A 26251-nucleotide genomic window follows, 5' to 3' on the forward strand; every position below is an offset into this window, starting at 1 on the left:
GTTCCACTTACAAAAAGAAAGCAGATTCCCTTATTATTTCGCTTAACGGGCCAATAGGCAACAGGCGTCGGCAAAAGTTCTAGAAACCTTAACACGAAAGGGGAAAATTGGATAAAGTCAAAGGGATGTTGAAGATCGCCATCTCCCTTCTGTCCGCTGTCGGCTCCCCTTGATGGATAACAGGAAAACAGCCCTCTGAAGCTAAGCTTCGGAGGGCTGTTTTCGGAGGTTCGGTACGCAGGACTACCGGTTCAGGCTCTTCATGGCGGCCGCCGGATAGCGGTCTCCGGAGGCTGCGCCCTGAGGAGCTGCTTCCTCGATGCGGGCCAGATCCGCTTCGCTCAAGGTAACGGCTAAAGCCCCTATGTTCTCCTCCAGGTAGGAAATCCGTTTCGTACCCGGAATAGGAACGATGTCGTCCCCTTGGGCCAGCAGCCAGGCAAGCGCCAATTGGGAAGGGGTACATGCTTTCTCGCGGGCGATTTCTTTAATCCGCTGAACCAGCTCCAGGTTCTTCTGGAAATTCTCCCCTTGGAAGCGGGGGGAATGACGGCGGTAGTCGTCTTCCGCCAGGTCCTCGTACGTTTGGATTTGGCCGGTCAGGAACCCTCTGCCAAGCGGGCTGTAGGGCACGAAACCAATGCCCAGCTCCCGGCATACAGGGAGAACCTCGTCCTCGACATCCCGGCTCCAAAGGGAATACTCCGTTTGCAGGGCGGTAATCGGGTGCACGGCAAAAGCGCGGCGTAGCGTCTCGGGAGCGGCCTCGGACATCCCCAGATAGCGGACCTTCCCTTCCTGGACCAGCTCCGCCATGGCGCCGATCGTCTCTTCAATCGGAACCTGGGGATCCACCCGGTGCTGATAGTACAAATCGATATAGTCGACGCCCAAGCGGCGGAGGCTGCCTTCGCAAGCCTTTCTCACGTATTCCGGACGGCCGTTGATTCCGAGAAACGTGCCGTCCTCGGCCCGCTCGTTGCCGAACTTCGTCGCCAGGATCACCTCGTCGCGGCGGTCCTGGATGGCCTGCCCCACCAGCTGCTCATTCCGGCCGACCCCATACATATCCGCCGTATCCAAGAACGTAATCCCCTGATCCAAAGCATGGCGAATCGTGGCTTGGGACTCCTTATCGTCCCTTCCGCTGTAGAACTCGGACATTCCCATGCAACCTAATCCCAAGGAGGACACTTCCAAGCCTTGCTTGCCCAGCTTCCGTTTCTGCATACTCTCACTCCTTCTTCCCGAATTGGTAAACCTGGCTGGCTGATCCCCCTTATCTCTAGATAAACTATACCATTCGGGCAAAGGAGGAATCAAAAGAGTAGAGGGCGAATCGAACGGAATGGGACCTTCGCGTCATTGAAAAGAGATCTCCTATTGTTTACGATGAAAAAATGGTAGAGGTCGGAACCCGGAATGCGGTGCCGAGCTTCCAAGAGAGAGTTGTAGTTTGACAACAAGGAGGGAACTGGCATGCTGTTAGAAGTGATTGCGATGACACCGGATGAAGCCCGGACCGCTAGGCGGGCCGGTGCCGACCGGATCGAGCTGGTCAGTGCCTTGTCCGAAGGCGGATTGACCCCAAGTCTGGGCTGCGTGCTGGAAACGCTGGAGGCGGCGGACGGCATTCCCGTGAATGTGATGATCCGACCCCACAGCCGAACTTTTGTCTATGACGAGCAGGACCTCCGGGTCATGGAACGGGATATTCGTGTTCTTGCCGAGACCGGCATTCATGCTTTTGTCCTGGGGGCCTTAACCGCGGATCACCGCATTGACACGAAGGCGCTCCGAAGATTATTGGATGCGGCCGGCGGCAAACCGGTTACGTTTCACCGGGCCTTCGATGAGGTGCTTCATCAGGAGGAAGCCCTCGAAACCTTAAAGGGGTTCTCATCCGTCACAACGGTTCTCACGTCCGGCGGCCTCCCGAGTGCACTCGATGCCATCCCGAAGCTGCGGAAGCTTGAAGCGCTCGGCCGTGAGCGGAATATCGCTATCCTTGCGGGTTCCGGCCTGAAGATGGAATCGCTGGAAGCCTTTATTCGTTCAAGCGGGGTGCGCCAGGTCCATTTCGGAACGGGCGTGAGGCAGGGCGGTGCGCTGGACGGGAACATAGATCCGATGAGGATCGCGGCGATTAAACAGATTTTTGCAGATATGGAGTTAAGGGGAGGACTTGCTACATGACGGAGAAGAAGATTACCTCAGGACCCGCCGTATTGGTCGAGGAATACCGGGGCCATACGGTGGAAAATGTCCACATGGGCCATATTTGCGGTGTCGGCGCAAACGGGAAAATCCAATACGCGGTTGGAGACACGGACTATTTAACCTACTTGCGCTCATCCGGCAAGCCGGTTCAGGCGCTTCCGGCGATCAAGGCGGGAGTGGAGGAAGCGTTCGGGTTAGCGGAGAATGAAGTCGCCGTTATGGCCGGTTCCCACCGGGCCGAGCCGATGCACGTCCAGGCCCTTACCTCCTTGATGGCCAAAACCGGCATAGCCGAGGAGCAGCTTATCTGTTTACCGACCTATCCGCTTGCCGTTTCGGCGCGCGACGCTCTTATCGCAAAGGGGGAACCGCCGAGGCGCATCTACCACAATTGCTCCGGCAAGCATCTCGGCATGATTTCCTACTGCAAGCACCGCGGACATGCCATGGAATCCTATGCCGATCCGGACGGGCCGCTTCAGCGGGAAATCGTAGATACGCTCGCCATGCTTGCCGAGATGCCCGCGGATGAGGTCGTGCTCGGCACGGACGGCTGCGGATGCCCGGTCTTCGCTATCCCGTTGTTCCGGCTGGCCACGGTGTATTTGAAGCTTGCCGTACCTGCCTTGGTGGAGGATCAAGCGACCCGGTCTGCCATAGAGAAGCTGACCGCCATCATGAACCGGCAGTATAGCTTGGTGTCCGGAACGAACCTGATCTGTTCCACCCTGCTTATGGATGACAATATTGTCGCCAAGGGCGGCGCCAAAGGGGTCTATTGCTTCGGACTGCGCCGGGAGCGGCTGGGCTTTGCCTTGAAGGTGCTTGACGGCTCCGAGGAAGAATGGCCGCTTATTGTCGCTTCGATTCTGGAACAAATCGGGTATGACCGGCAAGAAACGATTGATCGCCTGCGCCGGCTTGCTCCTGCCGTAATCCGCAACGACAACAATGTGGCGGTTGGGGAGAACCGGCCGGTGTTTCAACTGTTGACACCGGAATGAGAGGGTATATTGTTCATTAGCCGAACATCCACATGAGCCTCTAGTCCCGAAAGGGATAGAGGCTTTTTGTTGTGGGGAAATTTTCGCGAAAACATCTTTAACCAGAATTAGGATTGTGGTATATTGAAAATGAAACGAAGGTATCACTCAATAAAACCGGCTGTAACATGGTACTCCTATAGTCCAAAGGAGGTAGAGGGGAAAGATGGCTGGCGTACCGGAAACGATTGGCGATATCCGGGCCGATCTAGGGGAGGGACCGACTTGGGAAGCCTCCAAAAGGGTTTTGCATTGGGTGGATATTCCATCCCGGAAGCTTTATACCCTCGACCCGGGCACCGGTATCCATAAGCAGATTCTGCTTAACGGAATGATCGGGGCGGCGGTGCCCAGGCGCTCCGGCGGCTTTGTGCTCGCGATGCAGGACGGGTTTTATACTTATGAGGATACGGCGGGAGCGGTAAAGCTGCTTGATCCCGAAGAGCACCTCCCCGGCAACCGCTTCAATGATGGAAAGTGTGACGCTGCCGGACGGTTCTGGGCGGGAACCTTGAGCATGAGCGGGGAGAAGGGGGCCGGCAGCTTATATTGCCTGGACACCGACCTCCGGGTCAGGAAGGCCGTCGATCAAGTCAGCATAGCGAACGGCTTGGGCTGGAGCCCCGATAACAAGGTGATGTATTTTATCGATTCGGCTGCCCGTCAAGTCACGGCTTATGATTACGATTTGGCCAGAGGGAGCTTGAGCAACCGGCGGACGGTCGTTGCCCTGCCGGAAGGGAACGACCTGCCCGACGGGATGACCGTCGATGCGGAAGGCATGATTTGGATCGCCCATTGGGGAGGCGGTCAAGTCACCCGTTGGAATCCGCGCGAAGGAACCCTCCTGGAGAGGATCACCCTGCCGGTTTCCCTCGTTACTTCCTGCACATTCGGCGGGGATCGCCTGGATGAGCTGTACATCACATCGGCGAAAGCGGACCTGAGTGACAAGGAAAGGGAGGAGCAGCCCCTGGCGGGCGGCTTGTTCCGGCTGAAGACACGAACAACCGGACTTCCCGCTTATCCGTTCGGCGGATAGGCTGGAGCCTAAGACGGGAAACAGGAGGCAGGCGAATGGCGGAGAACAGCATCAAAGCCATTGTTAACGGAACCATTGTAGGCCGTGACCGGTTGATTCCGGACGGGGTGGTTCTCATCAAGGACGGGTACATAACCGGCTGCGGGGAACGGGGAGCGGTTCCCCTTCCCGAGGAAGCGGACATCTGGGACGCGGAGGGCGACTATATAGCTCCCGGATTCGTTGACATTCACTGCCATGGAGGCGGCGGCGTCTGGTCGTGGGAGCAACCTTATGAGTTCGCCCTCGCTCATCTGAACCGCGGAACGACCGCGATCCTGCCGACCTTCACCTACAATGAAAGCAGGGAACAGGTCCGGGAGGGTCTGCAGACGATCCTCGAAGCGATGAATTCCGGCAAGCCGTTCTCTTCAGCCTTGGCGGGGATTCATATGGAAGGCCCGTACATTAACAAGAAATACGGGGCGGTCACCTCACCGATCCGGCCTGTGGACCCGGAGGAATACCGGGAAATCCTGCGGACGGCCGGCGATCGGATCAAGGTATGGACGCTCGCTCCCGAGTTGGACGGCCAGGAACAGTTCGTGAAGGAAGCGTCTCCGTATGACATTTCGTTCTCGGTGGGGCATTCGGAGGCGACGCCGGAGCAAATCTTCCGGTTCGTCCCGTCGGGTCTTCGGATAGGCTGCCACTGCACGAACGCCTCGGGAACGACCCCCTCGCCGACCCGGTATGCCGGCACCCGGGAGGTCGGCGTCGACGAAGCGGTTCTCGTTCATGATGATATTTACGCGGAGGTCATTCCGGACGCGGAGGGGATTCATGTCCGGCCCTTGATGCTGAAGCTGATTCATAAGACGAAGGGAACGGACCGCGTCATCATCATTACCGACGCCATGCCGGAGGCGGGCGTGGAGAATGGAGACCCTTCCGACGTGAACTGGAATCATCTGGGGCAGCTGGCCGGAAGCCGGCTGACGATGGACCAGGCCGTCCGCAACATGAGGAACCACGCTTCCGTCGGCATGGTGGAGGCCTTCCGCATGGCGTCCCTTAACCCGGCCCGGGTGATCCGGCAGGAGGACCGCATGGGAAGCATTGAGGCAGGCAAGCTCGCCAACCTGCTGATTGTGGATGAGGCCATGGCCGTCAAGCAGGTTTTTCTTCACGGGGATTCGGTTAAGCCCGTTAGTCGATAAGCACAGAAGAGAGGAAGAGACGGATACGATGATATTCGGAAACCTAAAAGACCTGGACACGCATCTAAAAGCCGTAAGCCCGAAGCTGAGGGAAGCTTTGGACTATCTCCAAGCCTGCGATCCATCCGCTCTGAAGCAGGGACGCAACGAGATCCGGGGGGATGAGCTGTATATCATGCTGCAGGAGGGGGAAACCAAGCCGCTCTCCGAAGGGAAGGCCGAGGTGCATATGGCCTATACGGATATTCATTTCATCCTCGAGGGCGAGGAACGGATCGGTTATGCCCCCGACAGCGAAGGATTGGAAGTCTTTCAGGATTTACGGGATAACGATGCTCTTCTCTTCGAGAAGGTACCCGGGGAGACGTCAATCGATCTGTATAAAGGGGATTTTCTCGTTCTGGTCCCCGGAGAGGTTCACCGGACTTGGGGATATACCCGGGCAAGCGCCCCGCTGCGCAAGCTGGTTGTCAAGCTGAAGCTGTAAACGAACAGGAGGGGAAGGACTCATGGCTTTTCATTCTCTGCCGGACACGGCAGAAACCCCGGCCGTCGCCATCGATCTGGACCGGCTGGATGCCAATCTGCGGGCCACAGCCGACCTCGCTGCCCAAGCGGGCGTCCGGCTGAGGCCGCACACGAAGACGCACAAGAGCCAGTGGGTCGCAGGGGAGCAGCTGCGGTACGGGGCCTCCGGCATCACGGTAGCCAAGCTGGGCGAAGCCGAGGTGATGGCCGACGGCGGGGTCCGCGATATCCTTATCGCGTATCCGCTCGTGGGGCGGCTGAAGCTGGAGCGTCTCGCCAGGCTGATGAAGCGGATCCGCGTTTCCGTCAGCGTGGACAGCTTGGAAGCGGCCAATGGGCTCTCGGAGCTCGGGGAGCACCTGCACGAGCGGATCCCGCTTTATTTGGACGTTAACAGCGGCTTGAACCGCTGCGGCAAAGAACCCGGCGAAGAAACGGCCGATCTGGGTGTCCAGATAGCGAAGCTCCCGGGCATCCGGCTTGCGGCCCTCATGACCCATGCCGGTCATGCCTACGGCCAGTCCCGCCGGGAAGATTGCCTGGAGATCGCCTTGGCCGAGGCCGAAGCCCTGCTCGACTCCCAGAAGGCTCTCCGCCGAAGAGGGGTGGAGGTGCCGGACATCAGCGTCGGCTCCACGCCGACCTCGAAATTCATCAAGGAGCTCGCAGGCTCCGGCGTGACCGAGATGCGGCCGGGGGCTTATGTTTTCGGAGACGGCTCCCAGCTTTTTCCCGGCCTGATCGGGGAAGAGGAATGCGCGATGAAGATTTTCGCCACCGTCGTAAGTACGCCGAGACCGGGGATCGCCATTGTCGACGCCGGCTCGAAGACACTGTCGAACGATACCAGCCCGCACCGCCGGGGCTACGGGTTCCTTCCGGAGCTCCCGGACGTGTATGTGGAGAGGCTGAGCGAGGAGCATGGCGTGCTCTCCGTACCGGAAGGCGTTACCCTTAAGATCGGGGATGTCGTTGGCATCATCCCGAATCACTGCTGCGCCGTCGCCAATCTGCACGACCGGCTCCTGGGTGTCCGCGACGGACGCCTGGAGCGTATGATCCCGGTGGATGCCCGCGGGAAGGTTCAGTAACGATCCCTACTATATGATCCATAAAGGAGCTTGATATCCATGTCTCAGCCCATTCATTCCAGCAAGGCCCCTGAATTTCCGCTTCCTTTCTCTCATGCCCTACGGGCCGGAGATTTCGTCTATGTCTCCGGGCAGGTCGGGGTCGATCCGGTTACCCGCGAAGTGGTCGGGGATACCATTGAGGAACAGACGGTCCAGTGCCTGCGTAACATCGAGACGATTCTGAAGGAAGCCGGACTGGATTTGGACCATGTGATCAAGGTCAATGCCTACGTGACGAACATGGAAGATTTTCCCGGCTACAACAAAGCGTATGAAAGCATCATGAAGCGTCCTTTCCCTACCCGGACGTCGATCGGCTGCTCGATCGGAAGCTACCTGGTGGAGATCGACGCCATTGCCTACGCGCCGACCCGCCGGGGGGAGCAAGCCTGATGAACCGTCCGCTTCGGATTTCGGTAGCGGGGATTCTGCACGAAACGAACACCTTCGCTCCCGGCCTGACCCGGCTGGAGCAGTTCCAAGGGGAATGGTCGGAGGGCTGGGACGCCTTCCGCACCCGCTATGCCGGAACGCGCACCTCGATGGGAGGCGTCCTTGATGCCGCCGCCGGCCATGGTGCCGAGCTCGTCCCAGGCCTATATGCGGCCGCCACGCCGAGCGGGATGGTCAACGCCGCCGCCGGCGAGGCTCTGCTTGAAGCCGTCGTGTCTTCGATCGATCCGGCAGCGGACGGTCTCGTGCTCATCATGCACGGCGCCATGGTTTCGGAGCGTCATCCCGATTACGAGGGGGAATGCCTGAAACGGCTGCGCGCGAGGCTGGGCGACGGGTTTCCCATCGCCATGACGCTTGACCTGCACGGCAACATAAGCCCCGATATGGTCCGGCATGCCGATGTGATCGTCGGCTATGACACCTACCCGCATATCGATATGTACGAGAGAGCCGTAGAGGCGTTCGATCTTCTGGTCCGGACCATCCGCAAGGAGATCGACCCGGTCCGGGCCTTCGGCCACACGGGGATGCTGGTTGTCCCGCAGGGGATGATGACGGAAGAAGGCAGCATGAAAGAAGTAATGGACCGGGCTTTCGAAATGGAAGCCGATCCGCGGGTATTGAATGTAACCGTGGCGGGAGGCTTTCCTTACAGTGATGTGCCGGATGCCGGGATGTCGTTTGTCGTCACGACCAACGGCGAGCCGGAGCTCGCGGCCGCTTGCGCCGAAGAGTTGATTCGGATGGCACACGAGCGGAAGGAAACCTTCAATGTTTCGTACGCCGGTCCGAAAGAAGCGGTCGCCGAGGCGCTCTCCCAGCCCGAAGGCCCCGTCATTCTGGCGGAGGGCTCGGATAATGTAGGGGGAGGAGCCCCCGCCGATGCGACCCACGTGCTGGCCGAGCTTGTCGGGGTCCGGCAGAAAGCCCTTGCTGTCATTTGCGACCGGGAAGCGGTTCAGGAAGCCTTCCGTCTGGGCATAGGAGAAACGTTCGAGGGCCGGATCGGCGGCAAAAGCGATTCCCTGCACGGCGAGCCGGTGGCCGTTAAGGGGCGGATTCGGCTGATGTTTGACGGAGCCTACCGGCATGTCGGGCCTTACATGACCGGGCAAAGGGCCGACATGGGCAGGACGGCCGTCGTCGAATGCGGCAGCCTCACGTTAATCCTGACGGAGAAGAGGACGGCTCCATGGGATGCCGGACACGTTCTTTCCGTCGGTCTGCAGCCGGCCGATTTCAAGATCATCGTAGCCAAATCGGCGATTGCTTGGCAGGCGGCGTTCGGCCCGGTCGCCAAGCATGTCGTTAATGTCGATTCGCCCGGCTGCTGCAGCGCCAACCTGAAGCATTTCCACTATGACCGCGTGGTTCGGCCCGTGTATCCGCTGGATGCAGAGCCCATGCCGCGAATGGGTCCCTAAAAGGAGACGACCGATGAAATCATTTGAGACATCCAGGCAGCTTCTAGCCGACGCCAAAGCCTATCTGGCGGGCGGGGTGGCCAGCTCGTTAAGAAGCGCCATGAAGCCGGCCCCTCTCTATGCCGTATCCGGAGCCGGACCCCGCATTCATGATGCGGACGGTAACGAATACGTCGATTATTTGCTTGCTTACGGGCCGCTGATCCTGGGCCACGCTCATCCTGGCTTTACGGAGCACGTCCATCAAGCGATGACCAGGGGCGTTACCTTCGGGCTGCAACACGAAGGCGAAATCGAGCTGGCCCGGCGGCTGACGGAGGTGCTGCCCTGCGCCGACAAAGTAGCCTTGAGCGGATCCGGCACCGAGGCGGTCATGCTGGCCCTGCGGCTCGCGCGGGCTTACACGGGCAGGAAGAAGGTCGTGCGGTTTCACGGCCACTATCACGGCTGGTCGGACTCCATCTTCACTTCTTTTCCGAGTTCGGACATGCGCCAAACCGGGGCGTCCTCTTCCAGCCAGCCGGAGCAAATCCTGCCGGGGACCGGCGGGCAAAGCCCGAATGCGCTGGAGGATATCATCCTGCTCCCCTGGAACGACCCTGAAGGGCTCGAAGCCGCCCTGCGGGAGCATCAGGACGAGATCGCAGCCGTCATCTCCGAGCCGGTCATGTGCAACTCCGGCTGCATGCTCCCCAAGCCGGGTTACCTGGAGCGGATGAGTGAGCTGACCGAGGAACTCGGCATCGTCATGATTCTGGATGAGGTGATCACCGGCTTCCGGCTCAGCCTGGGAGGAGCCCACGGCAAGTTTGGCCTGAAGCCGGATCTCGTGACGATCGGCAAAGCCCTGGGAGGCGGCATCGCGATCAGTGCAGTTGCCGGACGCCGGGAGATCCTGAACTTGATCGAGGAGGGAACGGTCAGCCATCTGGGCACCCTGAACGGCAACGGAGTCGCGACTTCGGCCGCTCTGGCTACGATTGACGAGTTATCCAAGGACGGGGGCGCGGTGTATACCCGGATGGAGCAGACGGCGAACGAGATCGTCGAAGGAATACGGGCCCTGCTCGCCAAGCACGGGATTCCGGGAATCGTTAACCAGGCCGGTCCCGTCTTCCACATGATGTTCACCAATGAAAAGAAGGTGGAGGATTTCGCGTCCTTCAACAAGCGGGATTCGGCGAAGTATTCCGAGTTTGCCGGAAAAATGCTCGAGGCGGGGGTCCTCGTCCGCTCCAACGGGCTGTGGTACGTTTCCGCCGTTCACGGGAAACAGGAAGTTTCGGATACGCTGGCTGCGGTGGATAAAGCACTGGCTGCTTTATAAGGAGGAAGGTATGAGACTGAAGGACTCCATAGCATGGATTACCGGCGGGTCAACCGGCATCGGCAAGGCAACGGCCGTACTGTTCGCCCAAGAAGGAGCCAAGGTGGCCATCACGGGCCGCGACAAGGCCGCTCTTCAGGCGGCGGCGGAAGAAATCGGGACGTACGGGGGCGAAGTTCTCTGGGTGGACGGCGACGTTCAGCATGCGGCTGATGTCAGCCGGATGCTCGACGCCGTGCTGGACCGCTGGGGCACGGTCGACGTGCTGGTCAACAATGCCGGGATCTGCAAGCCCGCTCCCTTCCTGGAGCTGGAAGAATCCGAATGGGACCGCCACATGGCGATTAATCTCAAAGGGACCTTCCTTGCCGGGCAGGCGGCCGCCAAGCTGTTGGTGAAGCAGGGAAAAGGCGGCTCCATCATTAACATGTCCAGCGTAAACGGCCTGGCGGCGGAAGGGGATCAGGCGCATTATAACGCGACCAAGGGGGGGATCAATCTCCTCACCATGTCCATGGCGCTGGAGCTGGCCCCGTACGGCATCCGCGTCAATGCCCTCTGCCCCGGGTTCATCGAAACGCGGCTGACCAAGCCGCTGATCGATAACCCGGATGCCTTTGGGGAATACCGGCGAACGATTCCGATGGGAAGAGCCGGCCAGCCGGAAGAAATCGCCGATGCCGCCCTGTTCATGGCTTCGAGCGATTCGCGTTATATGACGGGCCACTGCCTGGTAGTCGATGGCGGGCAGCTGATTAAGCTGTCCTGATAACGCACGACAGTTTCAAACGGAGGCCCGGCCATGAACAAAGAAGCAACCGATAAACAAGAACGCTACACCATTCAATCGATAGACAAAGCCCTGGATTTAATCGAGCTGCTGGCCGACAGGGGGTCGCTCAACCTGCTGGAGCTGGCGGAGCTGCTGGACCAGCCCAAATCCTCGACCTACCGGATCGTTCTGACCTTGGAAAACCGGGGCTATATCAGCCGGAGCGACGAGGACGGGAAATACTGCCTCGGCTACAAGCAGCTGATGCTGACGAGAAATCTTCTCGAACGGAACAATTTGAGAAGCGCCGCCTGGAACGAGATGAAGAAGCTTTCCGACCTTTATGGGGACACGATCAATCTTGGTGTCCTGATGGAGGGAGAAGTGCTGTATGTTGAGATTATCGAGAGCACCCAACCGCTCCGAATGACCGATACGGTCGGCTCCAGGGCCCCTTTCAATGCAACGGCCATCGGCAAGGCCATCACGGCCTACCTCCCCCAAGAAACGGTCGAGAAGCTGATTCACGAGCGCGGATTGCCCGCGCTGACGGAACACACGATTGTTACGAAGGACCGGCTGATGCAAGAACTCGAGCAGGTCCGGATTCAAGGATACTCCATGGACGACCAGGAAATGGTGGAGGGGGCACGCTGCCTGGCCGCTCCCATCTTCAACATGTACGGAAGCATACAGGGAGCGGTCAGCATGTCCGGGGCCATGCACCGGTTTCCTCTCGACAAGCTGAGGGATATGGCACGGCAGATCCGCTTGACCGCAGACGGGATATCCCGCAAGCTCGGGCATCCCCCCTTTCACGCTCGGGAGATGGACGACAAGATTTAATACCACAAGGAGGCGGCGAGGCATGAGCGCTGCAGAAACCCGAAGCTTTTTATCTCCCCTCACCTTGGGGACGGTTCAGTTAGGCCTTACCTACGGGGTCGCCAATCAAACCCGGCAGCCGGACCAGGAGACCGCGACCCGGCTTCTGGACGCGGCCGTGGAAGGGGGAATCCATTCCTTCGATACCGCACCCAGCTATGGAAGCTCCGAGGAAGTGCTGGGGCGGTATTTTGCCGGCAAGCCAATTCCTTCCCTGATCTCCAAATGGACCTTGTCCGAAGAGCCGGGGAAGCCGGAGCTTCGCCAGCAAATCTACGACACATTAGAGAATTCGGCGGCCAAGCTAGGCGTAACCCGTGTTCCCGCCATGCTGCTGCATACGCCCCTGATTCTGGCCAGCCGGGGGGCCGAGGTGACCGGTCTGCTGCGGGAATGCGTCCAGGCCGGCCTGGTGGACAAGGTGGGGGTTTCCCTTGCCAATCATGTCGACCAGGAGTTCGAGGCCATCTGGCCGTTTCTTCAGGACGATCTGTATGAATTGGTTCAGATCCCCTTCAATGTACTGGACCAGCGGCTCATTCGGACGGGAGCGCTCGAGAAACTGAGGCAATCCGGCAAGCTGGTGCTGGCGCGCAGTGCCTACCTGCAGGGGTTGATTTTTCTGGAGGACGACAGGCTTCCGGATCATCTCAAACAGGCCTCCCCGTGGCTGGCCAAGCTTCGGCGACTGGCCGAAAGAGAGGGCATGTCGATGGCCGAACTGGCTTTCGCCTATGTGAGGGATACCCCGGGGATCACCAGCGTGCTGGTCGGGGCGGAAACCCCGGAGCAGGTACGGAGCAATGTGGGTCTGCTGAATGCAAAGCCCCTGTCGGAACAGACGAGAGCCGAGATCGAAAGGGAGTTCCTCCACGTCCCCGATTCAATTATCGTCCCGACCCTGTGGAATCTTTGGAAAAATACTAGTAAATAAAGCGATAACCGCCTGCCCTTACCGCATTCTCCGTACGCAAGCTGAGGCTCGCTTTCCGACCGCCTTTTGAGGCGGTCTTTTTTTATGTGGGAAACCCCAAAATTTTCATAACGATTGTCACAGAATGTGTTACAATCGGTTATATAATGAACCAAAGAACGGGAAGCAGCCAGGAGAGGAGCGTTATCGTGATAAACGATCAACAGCTTGCCGAAGAGGAAGCACCTTATTACCGCATTCAATCGGTCGACCGGACCTTGACGATTCTCCAATGCTTTGTCAGGGAGAAGCGGCCGCTCGGGGTTAGCGAATTGGCCCGGATGATGAGCCTGAACCGAAGTGCCGTTCACCGGTTTTTGCTGACCTTGAAGGACCACGGCTATGTAACGCAGGTAAGGGACTCCGACCGTTACAGCATAGGGCCGGCGGCCTTTGAGCTGGGGGCGGTGTTCACCAATTCCACCGACCTGACCGCGGAAGGGAGGAAGGTGCTGATCGAGCTGGTCCGCCAAACGGGCTGTTTGGCCCATCTCGGTATTCTGGACCAAGGCACCGTCCTGTATCTTCTGAATGTGGAGCCGGACCGGGGGCAGTACTTGTTCGGCGCGGTCGGGCAGAGGCGGATGGTCTACAATACGGCCCTGGGCAAGAGCTTGACGGCCTGGCTGCCCGAGGACCGGGTCGACGACATTCTGGATAAGTGCTCTTTCGAGCAAATCACCAAGCATACGATCGGGACTCCGGAGCAATACAAGCGGGAGCTGGAGCAAATCCGGCAGGAGGGCATCGCATTCGACCGTGAGGAGTCCTCCATCGGGGCCTTCTGCATCTCTGCCCCGGTCCGGGACAAATGGGACGATGTCATTGCCGCTATCAGCATAAGTGCTTACGGGTTGTCGGAAGAAAAGATCCGGGAAATGGGGCTGGTGGTCAAAAGCAGTGCCGCCCAGCTTTCTCGAAGGCTTGGCCATATGAGCGGGCTGTAAGGCCGGCCCTTCGCCCAAGGATATGGATTTATAGGGGGATGGACGGAACATGAATGCTTTCATGCGCAAATTTCACGACTTGAAGCTCGCCCGGAAGCTTTGGCTTTCCTTTGCCTTCGTCTCCTTGCTCACCCTCATTACTTTTGCCTTACTGTCTTCCACCTTCATCCGCAACATGATCGTGGAAAGGGAGGGCGGGGTCATTCAGCAGCAGATTGACTCTTACACGGGAAGCCTGGACAATTATCTGCAAAGCATTGAGAAGTCCTCCCAGGTGCTGATCTATTCCCAGCGCATCCAGGAAAGGTTTAAGGGCAACCTGAATGAGCTGGACGGGGAAGAACGCATTAGGGCCTACAATGATGTTTACAGTCAGATCCGGGAAATGTGGGACAACGTTTACGGGCTGGAAGGCATCTATCTGGTGGACCGGTATAAGAATGTTTTTAACACCAATGTAAGCCTGTCGATGACACCGGGTTATTTGACCAGCGAAGACTTCGTCAACCAGGGATGGTATGAGCTCGCGCAAAAATCAGGAGGAGCCCCTTATTGGTCCTTCCTCAAGTGGAGGGGGGAGGAGTCGTCCGTCGTCCTGTTCAAAGCCGTCTACAACAAAAACGATCTGTCCCTGCTCGGTTACCTGGTGGTCGTCATCTCTCCCCAAATCTTCGACAAGTTCCTGTCTTCCTCCAATCTGTCGGAAGGGGCAAGCAGCGTCGCGGATGCAAACGGCTTCCTGTATTCAACGGGAGGAGCGAAAGACGGCATCACCCAGTCGCTGGATCTCCGCCAACTGACCGGACCGAAAGGATATACCATCCAAACCTATGAAGGCGACTCTTACCTTGTTGCCTATATCCAATATCCGCTTACGAACTGGGTGTTTATTCATGCCATCAAGCTGGACCTGCTGCTTAAAGATTTAACGAGGGTCAACAGCCTATGGATTCTCTTTCTTTCCCTTTCCCTTCTGCTCATGATTATCGTTTCCGGCCTCATCTCGCGAACCATTTCCATGCCCATCCGCAAAATGGTGAAGCTGATCCGCGAGGTCGAGCGCGGCAACCTGGGTGCCAAGTTTCAGGCCCATTACCAAGACGAGTTCGGTCTTCTCGGGCGTGCCTACAACCATATGCTGGACACGATCCGGGAAGGCGTCCCCCTCATGAGGGAAAAGTTCTTCCGCTCCCTGCTCGAGAGAAGCCTGACGGACGAACAGCGGAAGGATTTTGAACAGAGGCTTGGCTTCGCCCTGGAGAAAGGACCTTTTCAGGTTGCCCTGCTCTATCTGCACGGCCCGCCTGCCGAAGAAGATGCCGAAAGGGCCGAAACCCTTTTGTCCCGCTATGAAGCCCGTTGTCCGGTTCTGTCGACCTCGGTTTCGCTTAATCAGTTCTGCCTGATTTTTAACAGCCCCGAAGAGTCCGTCCTCCCCTTGCTCGATGAACTGCTGCTCGAATTGAGGGGAGCCCTGTCCCTGAATGCCTATGCCTTCGTCGGCAATGCGTATGACCATATCGATTTTATCAAAACGTCGTACGAGGAGGCCCGGACGCTGATGAAGTACGCGGTGCGGGAGCGTATGAGCGAGGAGGCCATTCTTTACCGGACCGAGGACTCCCTGCAGACCCAATACCCCGAATCCTTCGAGAACCGGCTCATTTTCTATATCGATGAAAGGGATTATGAGCAGTGTGAAGCGGTTATGAGCGAGCTGAGGGATTACGCCAAAACCAACCATCTGGCCCCCTCGATTATGACGACTTTCCTGGTAGCCATGTATCACTATCTCTACAAGCAGGCTTTGAAATACGGCAATGTGAACGAGAGGGCCGTCCGCGAAGTGTTTCACAATTTGGACAGCCGGCTTTCGGCGGAGCCCCTTGAGAAAAGCTTCCGGGATTTTCTGCTGCTGCTGCACGAGCATCTGGGGGCCGCCCCTCAGAAGAGCCAAATGCGCAGCCCGAACATCATGAAGTCGCTTGAGATGATCCACAGCGAGTATGGCCTATCCCGGCTGAGCGTCGACTACGTGGCCCGGCAGCTTGGGCTGACCGCCAACTATTTCAGCAACCTGTTTAAGAAAGAGATGGGCGTGGGGTTTGTAGAGTATGTGGGAGGAGTCCGCCTCGAAGAAGCCAAACGGAATCTGATCGAGACGAACCATAAAATAAAGGAGATAGCGGATCGGGTAGGGTTTGAGGATCCTCATTATTTTGGCATCTGGTTCAAAGACAACACCGGGCTTTCCCCGTCGCAGTACCGCAAAATGATGGTCGCCGCCCGGGCTTAGGCTTAACGGCTTAACGGCTTAACGCCCTTGCCATCTTGTCCCGGGTCTGGCTTAACCGCTTTTCCGCTCCATGCGGATGAATAGGCTCGCTCCACGTAAATCCATCGCCCTCGTAACGGGGGATCACGTGCATATGGTAATGGGTGAGGTCGTTAAACTTGCCTCCATTCTGGCAGATGGTTATGCCATCCGGGCTGAACAAGCTCTTAAGCACAAGGGAAAGCTTTTGCGAAGCTTCCATAATAGCGTGGGCCGTTTCGGATTCCATTTCTTCCACATCCAAGTAATGCTGCTTGGGGAGAATCAAAGCATGTCCTTCATTAAAAGGGGCGATATCCAGGACGCAGGCCAGGAGCTCATTCTCATACACCGTATTTACGCCGGGCTCCCTTCCGTTCGCGATCCGGCATCCCAAACATTCCATGCGGGTTCCCTCCTCCTAGAGATAATCTGTCTTGCTTATTCGACTCCTCTGTCCCGTATTCCTTGTTGTTGCTTTCAAAGCGGGATTTTTCTATAGTTAGTTTTGTAAGCGAATTCATATGAAGAGAGAAGGGCAAATATGGGCCAAGATCGATCCTACTGGATTAAAACGCTGCAGCGCATCACAGAACCCGTTCTTCAGTCGCTGGCCGAACGAAGGCTGCGTGCCGTCATGCCGGTCGAAGGCAAAACCGGGGACCGGTCGTCCTGTACCCACCTGGAAGCGCTGGGCCGTACTCTGGCCGGCATCTCCCCCTGGCTCGAGACCGGCAGCCGGACGGGGGAAGAAGGGAAGCTGAGGGAGCGGCTCGCCGGGCTCGCCCGAGAAGCGATCGATGCCGCCACGGATCCGGCTTCCCCGGACTTTATGAACTTTGACAAGGGAAGCCAGCCGCTCGTGGATGCGGCTTTCCTTGCTCACGCTTTGCTGAGGGCTCCCCAGGAGCTTTATGCGAAGCTGGCCCCGCATGTCCGCGAGAATCTGGGTGCAGCCCTGCTATCGACAAGGGTGATCCGGCCGGGCTTCAACAATTGGCTGCTGTTCAGCGCCATGATCGAAACCGCGCTGTACCGGATGGGCCATGCCTGGGACCGGATGCGGGTGGATTATGCCCTCCGCCAGCATGAACAGTGGTACGCAGGGGATGGGGCTTACGGTGATGGGCCGGCTTTTCACTGGGATTATTACAACAGCTTTGTCATTCAGCCCATGCTGGTGGACATTCTGGATGCGGTCGGAGAGGAATACGGAGAGTGGAAGGGGCTGCGCGACAAGGTCATCACCCGGGCGGTCCGGTATGCGGCCGTTCAAGAACGGCTGATCTCGCCGGAAGGGACTTATCCGCCCATCGGCCGATCGCTGGCGTACCGGTTCGGAGCGTTCCAGCACCTGTCTCTCATGGCCCTGCGGGAGCAGCTTCCCGTGGAGGTCGAGCCGGCCCAGGTCCGCTGCGCGTTAACGGCGGTGATCCGCCGGCAGATCGAGATGCCCGGGACCTTCGATGAGAACGGCTGGCTTACGATCGGCTTTGCCGGCCGGCAGCCGGAGACGGGCGAAGCCTACATATCAACGGGAAGCCTCTACCTGTGCACCACGGTCTTCCTCGCGCTCGGATTATCTCCCGATGCCCCCTTCTGGCAGGGAGAAGCGGACTGGACCGCCCGCAAAGCCTGGTCCGGCGCGCCGGTTGCGATCGACAAGGCGATACCGGGTTGAGCCGCTCCCCAGCCCCGAAACCGGAATACCTGCTATTACCTGTACAAAGGGCTGGGGTTATGGTTTATTGACAGGGAAGGACTTGTTAAGGAGGTGCCAGGATGAAGCTTATGTATGAAAATCCCGCCCGGGTATGGACCGAAGCCCTTCCAATCGGAAACGGGCGGCTTGGAGCCATGGTGTTCGGAGGGATCGAGAAGGAGCGCCTTCAGCTGAACGAGGATACGCTGTGGTCGGGAAGCCCAAAGGACGGAAACAACCCCAACGCGCGGAAGGTGCTTCCGGAGGTTCGCCGATTGATAGCGGAGGGCCGGTACGAAGAGGCTGACCGGAGGAGCCGGGAGATGATGGGGCCCTACACCCAGTCCTATATGCCGCTGGGCGATCTGTGGATCCACCAGGAAGCGGAGGGCGAAGCGGCAGGCTACCGAAGGGAACTGGATTTGGTATCGGGGACGGCGAATGCCGAATACCGGATAGGAGACGTGACCTACAGGCGTCGTTACTTCGCCTCGTACCCCGATCAAGTGATCGTGGTGCGTCTGGAGGCGACTAAGCCCGGTTCTCTTCATTTTATAGTAAAACTGGACAGCCTGCTTCCTTATGAAACGGCGGCGGAGGATGGGGAGCTCGTCATAAGGGGGACGGCCCCCGAGCATGTCGATCCTAATTATTACGACAGGGAGCAGCCTGTTGTCTATGGAGATCGGGGGACAAGCCGGGCCATGCTGTTCGAAGGAAGAGTGAGCGTCCGCCTTGAGGAGGGAAGCTTCCGGGCAGAGGAGACGGGTCTCCGCGTTAAGGGAGCGACGACGGCTACGCTCTATTTTACGGCGGCTACCAGCTTCAACGGGTATGACAAGCCCCCGGGAAGAAACCAGGAGGACTTGAGCCGGGTAAATGCGGATCGTTTGATGGCCGCGATGAGTAAGCCCTATGAGGCTCTGCTGCGGGGCCATTCGGAGGATTACCGGTCGCTGTTCGACCGGGTGGAGCTGCGGCTCGGGGGCGGGAAGGAAGCGGCCGATCTGCCGACGGATGCCCGCGTGTCGGAAGAGGGGGCGAGGGATCCCGGGCTCGTGGAGCTTCTGTTTCAGTACGGGCGGTATCTGATGATTGCCAGCTCACGGCCGGGTACGCAGCCCGCCAACCTGCAGGGAATCTGGAACCGGGAGATCCGGCCGCCGTGGAGCAGCAACTGGACGCTTAATATCAACGCGCAAATGAACTATTGGCCGGCCGAAACGTGCAACTTGGCCGAGTGCCATCAGCCGTTCCTCGACTACATAGAGAACCTGTCGCATAACGGCAGGAAAACAGCCGAGGTGAATTACGGCTGCCGGGGATGGACGGCGCATCACAACTCCGATATCTGGGGACTGACGGCTCCGGTCGGGGACTACGGACACGGCGATCCGGTCTGGGCGCTGTGGCCCATGGCGGGCGCCTGGCTGAGCCAGCACTTGTGGGAGCATTATGCGTTCGGAGGAGGGGAGGAGTACCTGCGCGAGACGGCCTATCCGGTCATGAAGGAAGCGGCGCTCTTCTGCCTGGATTGGCTTGTCGCGGATGAGCAAGGGCGGTTGACCACCTCCCCCTCCACGTCTCCGGAGCATAAATTCGTGACGGAGGACGGGCAGAAGGCTGCCGTTTCCTCGTCGGCCACGATGGATATGGCGCTGATCTGGGATCTGTTTACGAACGGGATCGAAGCGTCGGAGGTGCTGGATACGGATGAGGACTTCCGGAGGACGCTCCTGGATGCCCGGAGCCGGCTGTTTCCCTTGAAGGCCGGGAGGCACGGGCAGCTGCAGGAATGGTCCTCCGATTGGGAGGACGAGGATATTCATCACCGCCACGTCTCCCATCTGTTCGGCGTTTACCCGGGCCGGCAGCTGACCAAGGATGGAATGCCCGGATGGTACGAGGCGGCGAGACGCTCCCTCGAACGGCGCGGGGATGAGGGCACCGGGTGGAGCCTTGCCTGGAAGATCTGCTTATGGGCCCGTTTCGGGGAAGGAACCCGCGCGTGGGGACTAATCTCGAACCTCCTGCAGCTGGTTGAGGAAGGCAGGGAGGGTCATCACCGTGGAGGAGTATACCCTAACCTGTTCGACGCCCATCCTCCTTTTCAGATCGACGGGAATTTCGGCTTTACCGCCGGAGTGGCCGAAATGCTGATGCAGTCCCACACGGGGGCTATCCAGCTGCTGCCGGCCCTCCCGCCGCAATGGCGGGAGGGAGAAGTGAAAGGGCTGCGGGCGCGGGGAGGCTTTGAGGTCGGTTTGCAGTGGAAGGAAGGCTCTCTCACTCGGGCGGACCTCCGTTCCCTGAACGGGGAAAGATGCTTCGTAGAAGGGGAGCCTGACCTGCAGGCCGAAGAAGACGGAGTCCCAATCGAATGGCAAACGGAGGCGAACGGGAGACGGTTCTTTGAAACGACTGCGGGAAGAACCTACACGCTTCGGCGTGCGTAACGGCTTAGGTAAACAACGAACTGCCTATTGATAAAGATGGAGCGGGAGGGAATCTTCCGCTCCATCTTTTTTGTTGCAAATTGGGCTGCCGGGCCGGCAGACTGGCTTCAAGGAGGCGGTTAACCGATCCGCCAGCGAGTGAGCCGAAACCGCAGAAACCCTTGCCGTTTCGCGTTTTTTCCGGCTGGGGGCGGGGAATCGTTTTTGTGCATGGGATGGAGAAACGGGCCATTGAACCCGCCCGCTGCGAAAAGTAAGATGGCGGTATAACGGGAAGGGAGGCGAACCATGGAACGGAAAAACGGAATAACCGGACGCTGATTGTAAGCGGTTACGAAGTCATTCTATTGAGCAGGAGGTAAACGATGAAAAGATGGCTGGGGCTCCTGATGAGCCTCGTAATGGTTTGGTCCCTTTGGCAGCTTCCGACTCCCGCCGCCCATGCGGGATATGACAGGCTGCCGGCGTTCCCGGGAGCGGAAGGCTTCGGGTATGCGGCGGCAGGCGGTCGGGGAGGAGAGGTCTATCATGTGACGAGCTATGAGCTGACAGGTCCGGGTACCTTTCATGATGCGCTTCTGACAGCGGGGGCCACACCGAGAACCATTGTATTCGACATTTCCGGGGAGATCACCATTCCCCAGATCGTGGTGAAGAACAAGGCCAACATTACCATCGCCGGCCAAACGGCCGCAGGGGATGGGGTGACCATCCGCGGAAACAACATCCGGTTTATTAACTGCAGCGACATCGTCGTCCGCTATTTGCGTTTCCGCATGGGCCACCAGAGCTTTCAGGACGACACCATGTATTTTGAAGACTGCCAGAACGTGATGATCGACCACTCCTCCTTCTCGTGGGGAAGCGATGAAGTGTTGTCCATCAAGAGCAAGGATTATGATCATCCGAAATCCAAAAACATTTCCGTACAGTGGTCCATCATCTCCGAAGGACTGCTCACCCACTCCATGGGCGGATTGATCGAGATGAACACGATCACCATGCACCATAACCTGTATGCCCACAACAACGACCGCAACCCCAAAACCAAGGGCCAAATCGATTTCGTCAACAACATCATCTACAACTGGGGAAGCTTCCCTTATGTAGCCGGCGGAGAATCGGGAACGAAGAGCTTCGGTAACGTTGTCGGCAATACCTTCATCGCCGGCATCAACTCCGCGAATCCCGATTACGCCGTGGTACGCGGCAACGAGAATTATCAGGTGTATCTGGCCGATAACCGGATCGACAGCAACCGGAACGGCGTTCTGGACGGAACGGACACCGGGACCGGCATGATCGAGCCGGAAAGGCCGAGTATCGTGGTGACGGAGCGCTTCGAATATCCTCCGGTCCATACGCAGAAACCCGAGGAAGCCTACGAGCTTGTACTGAAGCATTCCGGCGCTTCCCTAAACCGCGATGCGGTCGATAAGCGTGTCATCGACAGCGTCATGAAGCAAACCGGAGCCATTATCGGAAACGAACAGGATGCCGGCGGGTTTCCGGTTCTAAGGAAGGGAACTGCCCCTGCCGATACGGATCGTGACGGGATGCCTGACGTATGGGAAAGGGCCCATAGGCTTAATCCAGCCGATCCGGAGGACCGGAACGGAGACCGCGATGGTGACGGCTATACCAACCTGGAAGAATATCTGAATGAGCTCGCGGCACCCGGGTTCCCCGGGAACTACCCCACCTCCCCGCCGGCTTGGACAGGCACGCCGTTCGAGCCGCCCGCCATCCCTGTGGAAGAGCCGGAACCGGTGCCGGTGCCAACCCTGGATGGGAAAACGGTGCGAAATGTGGTCATAACGGACAACAGCAGCAATGGCGCCGCCAACGCCGCCAACTGGTCGATTCAGCAAAATCTGCAAGCCGGAGACTTGGTAGCCGGGGACCGGATGACCGGAAGCAAGGTATACCGGTTCGCTTCCATCCCGGATTCCTTGAAGGGGATGGAATGGCTCCGGTCGCCCGTCGCCTCCAGGAGCGCCACCAATCCCGATGTGGTCTCGTTCTACCTGGCCGCGGATACGGACGTCTATGTCGCTCACGATGCACGCATATCGTCCAAGCCCGAATGGCTGAGCTCGGCCTACGAAGACACGGGGCTTACCATTGCGGACGATCAGCCGATCACCTTCAACCTGTTCAAGAAGCATTATCCGGCTGGAGCTCACGTCGTCATGGGGGCCAATAACGGCTCGTCCTCCATGAACTACTTCGTTATTCTGAAGCCGACCGATCCCGGAACGGCTCCCCCTGCGGCTCCCCCCGCCGGGTTAGAGGGGAAAAGGACGGAGGGGCCGGCCGTTTCCCTCGGATGGCAGCCGGCAAGCGGAGCCGGCGCTTACTTGATTTACCGCTCCACCCCGACGGATCCTTACTTCAAGGCGGTGGGAAGCTCGGCAAAGCCTGAATTTACGGACGACGGCGCGGCTTTCGGCGGAGTCTACCGGTACCGGGTGTCCGCGCTTAACGCTGGAGGGGAGTCCCCTCTGTCTGGCGGTGTGGAAGTACCGGTCTACGATGCGTCCCAGCCTGCTCCGGTCTCACCGGCCGGATTGAAGATTACGGAGGCGAAGAGCCTTTCCGTCAAAATGGCCTGGACACCCGTAGAGGGTGCCGTCAGCTATGGAATATTCCGATCGGGCGCCCCCGACGGGGCTTATGAGCCGATCGGCACCACCACGGCCGCCCATTATACCGATAAATCCGTCGACCCCGCGACAACCTATTATTATCGGGTCGCCGCCAGGTCGGCGGGAGGGGAATCGGCAAGGTCCGATTCTGTTAAGGCAGTTACCCTGCCGGCCGTCCCTGTTCCGCAAGCTCCGGAGGGACTAACGGCAGGAGAGGTGACCACCACCTCCTTTGCGATGGAATGGAAGCCGGCCGAATATGCGGAAACCTATTCGATTTACCGGAAGGCACAGGGCGACAATGACTTTTCCTTCCTTGCCAGCACCCCGGAACCCCGGTTTATCGACGATAGCGTCAGCGCCGGAAACAGCGGCTACAGCTACCGGGTGACGGCGGTTAACGAGAAGGGGGAATCTCCTCCTTCCCCTACTTTGGAGCTTTCCATGCCGCTGCCCGCCGCCCCGACCGATCTGCGCAGCGGCTTGAAAGGGGAAACGTTCGTCGGCCTTATCTGGACCGTGGATGATCCTTCTCCGCAGTACAACATTTACCGGGAGTCCGCCGGGCGGCCCGCCGAGTCCGTAGGGTACGCGAAGGTTGAGACCTTCTACGACCGGACCGTAGAGCCTGGGGTGGAGTATACCTATTGGGTTAAAGCCAAAAACGCAACCGGCGAATCACCTCCGTCCGCTTCCCTTAAAGTGACAACGCCTCTGGTAAGGAACCTCGACCATTTGGATGAAGCTCTGGAGGCTGCGTATGCGGATGGGCTTATCTTCGATAAAGGAGTCTTGAACAGCCTCCTCGCCAAGGTGAACCAGGCCCAACAGGGTAAGGAGAATTCTTCTAACGTCCTGCGTGCCCTGGAACAGGAACTGTCGGCCCTGGCCGGCAGCCAGGCGGATGCCTCCTTCGTCCGGAAGATAAGGGAGGACCTTCTCTATCTAGTAGAACAAGCGGAACTATAAGCTTGCCCGCACGTTTCCGTTTCGGGAACGAACATGATTCCTTATTCTCGAGGCTGTCCGATACCGGGCAGCCTTTTTTCCGGCATCCACGGTCTCTGTCCTCATTAACCGATGCAACAGGACATCAACCAATCCGCCAATCGGCTTGAAGAAGCATAGGGGACGGCCCGCCTTAACGAGTTATGAGAATAAGCCAAGCAAGGAAAGGGATAACCAAGGATGGCGGGCTGTCCAAACGCACCAAAATAGTCCAATCCCGGATCGGTTCATCCCCTGGAGGATTGAACGATTGAAGGAGGACGCCCGGGCAGGTACGATAGGCCTAACCGAAAAGAAGGAGGCCTGCGCCAGTGGCAGAGTTGTATACGGATTCAAAGCGCGGAATGACAGGCAGCGCGGCGGGAACCGCCAAGTCGGTACAGAACCGGTATCTCGCCAATATGCGGAAGCACTGGATGCTGTATGTCATGATCGTTCCCGGACTGTTGTATTTTCTGATTTTTAAATATGTTCCGCTTGCGGGCAGCGTCATTGCCTTTCAGAACTACCAGATCTTTAAGGGGATCACCGGAAGCTCCTGGGTGGGCTTGGATAATTTCCGCTACCTCATGACGTATCAGGATTTCTACCTGGTGCTGAGGAACACGGCGACCATCGCCCTTTACCACCTCGTCTTCGGGTTCCCCGCCCCCATCATCCTGGCGCTTTTGTTTAACGAAGTGCGGCGGATGTTTTTTAAACGGGTGGTGCAGAGCCTGTTCTATCTTCCCCACTTCTTGTCCTGGGTGGTCGTCGGGGGAATCGTTTTCGAGCTGTTGTCCAATCAAGGAATCGCGAATATGGTGCGCGGGTGGTTCGGCTTGGAGCCGGTCCTCTTCATGCAGCAGCAGCAGTATTTCCGGACCATCGTGGTGCTGTCCGCCATTTGGAAGGACGTGGGCTGGGGCACGATCATCTATTTGGCCGCCATCGCCGGAATCAACCCGAATCTGTATGAAGCGGCGGTCATGGACGGGGCGAGCCGGTGGAAGCAGACCATCCACATCACCCTGCCTACGATGTTTCCAACCATTCTCGTGCTGTTCCTGCTCAACATCGGCAACTTCCTCGAGCTTGGGTTCGACCAGATCTATAACCTGCTTACGCCGATGACGTATTCGGTCGGGGATATTATCGAAACGTATGTCTACCGGGCAGGGGTTCTTCAAGGGCAGTACAGCGTAACGACCGCGATTGGGCTGTTCCAATCGGTGATCGGGTTTATGCTGCTGTGGATCTTTAACCGGATGGCGCGAAAAACAGAACAGGGGTTGTGGTGATGAAGCAGACCAAGGGAGAAAAAACGTTCCAAGGGATAAACTACTTGTTTCTGGCGGCTGCTGCCGCCACGATGCTGCTGCCGCTTATCCATCTGCTGGCCGTCTCGCTCAGCTCGCCGGTCGCAGCCGATTCGAAGAAGGTGTTCCTGCTTCCGGTCGAATTCACATGGGCATCTTGGGTACACATTTTGCAGAACGGGGGCCTCTGGACCTCCTTCGGCATCACGGTCTACATCGCCGTAGCGGGAACGTTCCTCAGCATGCTCTTCTCGGTGCTGACCGCCTTCCCTCTGGCCCGCAAGGAGTTTCTGTTCCGGAAGCCGTTCATGCTGGGGATCATCATTACGATGATTTTCAATGCGCCGATGATTCCGTTCTTCCTGACGGTCAGGGAGCTTGGGATGATGAATTCGCTCTGGGCGCTTATCTTGCCCGGGCTGATCGGGACGTTTAACATGATTATCATCCGAACGTTCTTTATGGGGATGCCGGCGGAGCTGGATGACTCGGCCCGAATGGACGGCTGTACCGATGCGGGCATTCTGTTCCGGATTTACCTGCCCCTGTCCAAGCCGGTGCTCGCGACCGTCAGTCTGTTCTATGCGGTCGGGTATTGGAACACCTTCCAGCGGGCGGTGCTCTTCATCCGCGATCCCAACAAATGGCCCCTGCAGATGAAGCTCCGCATCTATTTGCAATCTCCGGAGGAGCTGGCGGCGGTGAACCTGGTTCTGGGCGATTATGATTTCAACACCACGACGCTTAAGGCGGCTACCATTCTGTTCGCTACCATTCCGATCATTCTGGTTTACCCGTATCTGCAAAAATATTTTGTAAAAGGCTCGATGCTTGGCTCCCTCAAGGAGTAAAGCTTTGATAAATAAAGGGAGGTAT

21 protein-coding genes are annotated in these 26251 nt (G+C 58.3%); 19 read left to right on the forward strand and 2 right to left on the reverse strand.

Going from position 1 to position 26251, the window contains the following annotated elements; genetic code table 11:
- Positions 1 to 243 precede the first annotated feature (243 nt).
- Positions 244 to 1230, reverse strand: coding sequence for an aldo/keto reductase (locus MJA45_RS09680; protein WP_315607055.1), 987 nt, complete (start codon positions 1228 to 1230; stop codon positions 244 to 246).
- A 249-nt stretch (positions 1231 to 1479) separates the two neighbouring features.
- Between MJA45_RS09680 and MJA45_RS09685 the strand changes: the two genes are divergently transcribed.
- The 14 genes from MJA45_RS09685 (at position 1480) to MJA45_RS09750 (ending at position 16245) form a co-directional block, all read left to right on the forward strand.
- Positions 1480 to 2196, forward strand: coding sequence for a copper homeostasis protein CutC (locus tag MJA45_RS09685; protein ID WP_315607056.1), 717 nt, complete (start codon positions 1480 to 1482; stop codon positions 2194 to 2196).
- Entirely contained in the window at positions 2193 to 3224 is a 1032-nt protein-coding gene (locus MJA45_RS09690; RefSeq protein WP_315607057.1) for an asparaginase, read from the forward strand. The genes MJA45_RS09685 and MJA45_RS09690 overlap by 4 nt, the downstream gene beginning before the upstream one ends.
- Before the next feature lie 205 nt (positions 3225 to 3429).
- A complete protein-coding gene (locus MJA45_RS09695) occupies positions 3430 to 4305 on the forward strand; it encodes an SMP-30/gluconolactonase/LRE family protein (protein ID WP_315607058.1) in 876 nt (291 codons plus the stop codon).
- A gap of 35 nt (positions 4306 to 4340) precedes the next feature.
- Positions 4341 to 5504 carry an N-acetylglucosamine-6-phosphate deacetylase gene (locus MJA45_RS09700; RefSeq protein WP_315607059.1) on the forward strand — a complete coding sequence of 388 codons (1164 nt, stop codon included), beginning with the start codon at positions 4341 to 4343 and terminating at the stop codon, positions 5502 to 5504.
- A gap of 28 nt (positions 5505 to 5532) precedes the next feature.
- Positions 5533 to 5991, forward strand: a complete 459-nt coding sequence (locus MJA45_RS09705; RefSeq protein ID WP_315607060.1) for a NanQ anomerase/TabA/YiaL family protein — start codon at positions 5533 to 5535, stop codon at positions 5989 to 5991.
- A 22-nt stretch (positions 5992 to 6013) separates the two neighbouring features.
- Positions 6014 to 7123: an alanine racemase gene (locus MJA45_RS09710; RefSeq protein WP_315607061.1), complete on the forward strand. Its 1110-nt coding sequence runs from the start codon at positions 6014 to 6016 to the stop codon at positions 7121 to 7123.
- Between the two features lie 39 nt (positions 7124 to 7162).
- The gene (locus MJA45_RS09715) at positions 7163 to 7558 is read left to right on the forward strand and encodes a RidA family protein (protein ID WP_315607062.1); all 396 of its coding nucleotides are present in this window, start codon (positions 7163 to 7165) and stop codon (positions 7556 to 7558) included.
- A complete protein-coding gene (locus MJA45_RS09720; protein ID WP_315607063.1) occupies positions 7558 to 9045 on the forward strand; it encodes a M81 family metallopeptidase in 1488 nt (495 codons plus the stop codon). The genes MJA45_RS09715 and MJA45_RS09720 overlap by 1 nt, the downstream gene beginning before the upstream one ends.
- A 13-nt stretch (positions 9046 to 9058) precedes the next feature.
- A complete protein-coding gene (locus MJA45_RS09725) occupies positions 9059 to 10372 on the forward strand; it encodes an aspartate aminotransferase family protein (RefSeq protein WP_315607064.1) in 1314 nt (437 codons plus the stop codon).
- A 10-nt stretch (positions 10373 to 10382) separates the two neighbouring features.
- Positions 10383 to 11141, forward strand: a complete 759-nt coding sequence (locus tag MJA45_RS09730) for an SDR family NAD(P)-dependent oxidoreductase (RefSeq protein WP_315607065.1) — start codon at positions 10383 to 10385, stop codon at positions 11139 to 11141.
- Positions 11142 to 11174: 33 nt separating this feature from the next.
- Entirely contained in the window at positions 11175 to 11990 is an 816-nt protein-coding gene (locus MJA45_RS09735; protein ID WP_315607066.1) for an IclR family transcriptional regulator, read from the forward strand.
- 22 nt (positions 11991 to 12012) lie between these two features.
- Complete coding sequence (locus tag MJA45_RS09740; protein ID WP_315607067.1) at positions 12013 to 12963, forward strand: aldo/keto reductase; 951 nt, start codon at positions 12013 to 12015, stop codon at positions 12961 to 12963.
- A 188-nt stretch (positions 12964 to 13151) separates the two neighbouring features.
- A complete protein-coding gene (locus MJA45_RS09745) occupies positions 13152 to 13949 on the forward strand; it encodes an IclR family transcriptional regulator (RefSeq protein ID WP_315607068.1) in 798 nt (265 codons plus the stop codon).
- 49 nt (positions 13950 to 13998) lie between these two features.
- Positions 13999 to 16245, forward strand: a complete 2247-nt coding sequence (locus MJA45_RS09750) for a helix-turn-helix domain-containing protein (RefSeq protein ID WP_315607069.1) — start codon at positions 13999 to 14001, stop codon at positions 16243 to 16245.
- A gap of 10 nt (positions 16246 to 16255) precedes the next feature.
- On the opposite strand, the gene MJA45_RS09755 is transcribed toward MJA45_RS09750, so the two are convergent.
- On the reverse strand, positions 16256 to 16669 hold the full coding sequence (locus MJA45_RS09755) for an HIT family protein (RefSeq protein WP_315607070.1): 414 nt from the start codon (positions 16667 to 16669) through the stop codon (positions 16256 to 16258).
- A 138-nt stretch (positions 16670 to 16807) separates the two neighbouring features.
- Between MJA45_RS09755 and MJA45_RS09760 the strand changes: the two genes are divergently transcribed.
- From MJA45_RS09760 to MJA45_RS09780, 5 genes are all read left to right on the forward strand, one after another.
- Complete coding sequence (locus MJA45_RS09760; protein WP_315607071.1) at positions 16808 to 17944, forward strand: DUF2264 domain-containing protein; 1137 nt, start codon at positions 16808 to 16810, stop codon at positions 17942 to 17944.
- A gap of 101 nt (positions 17945 to 18045) precedes the next feature.
- A complete protein-coding gene (locus MJA45_RS09765) occupies positions 18046 to 20421 on the forward strand; it encodes a glycoside hydrolase family 95 protein (protein ID WP_315607072.1) in 2376 nt (791 codons plus the stop codon).
- A gap of 365 nt (positions 20422 to 20786) precedes the next feature.
- Entirely contained in the window at positions 20787 to 24038 is a 3252-nt protein-coding gene (locus tag MJA45_RS09770; protein ID WP_315607073.1) for a pectinesterase, read from the forward strand.
- Positions 24039 to 24421: 383 nt separating this feature from the next.
- Complete coding sequence (locus tag MJA45_RS09775; RefSeq protein ID WP_315607976.1) at positions 24422 to 25357, forward strand: ABC transporter permease; 936 nt, start codon at positions 24422 to 24424, stop codon at positions 25355 to 25357.
- Complete coding sequence (locus MJA45_RS09780) at positions 25357 to 26226, forward strand: carbohydrate ABC transporter permease (protein ID WP_315607074.1); 870 nt, start codon at positions 25357 to 25359, stop codon at positions 26224 to 26226. The genes MJA45_RS09775 and MJA45_RS09780 overlap by 1 nt, the downstream gene beginning before the upstream one ends.
- Positions 26227 to 26251: the final 25 nt, after the last annotated feature.

Origin of the sequence: Paenibacillus aurantius (assembly GCF_032268605.1) — a bacterium.
GTDB classification, from domain to species: Bacteria; Bacillota; Bacilli; order Paenibacillales; family NBRC-103111; genus Paenibacillus_AO; species Paenibacillus_AO aurantius.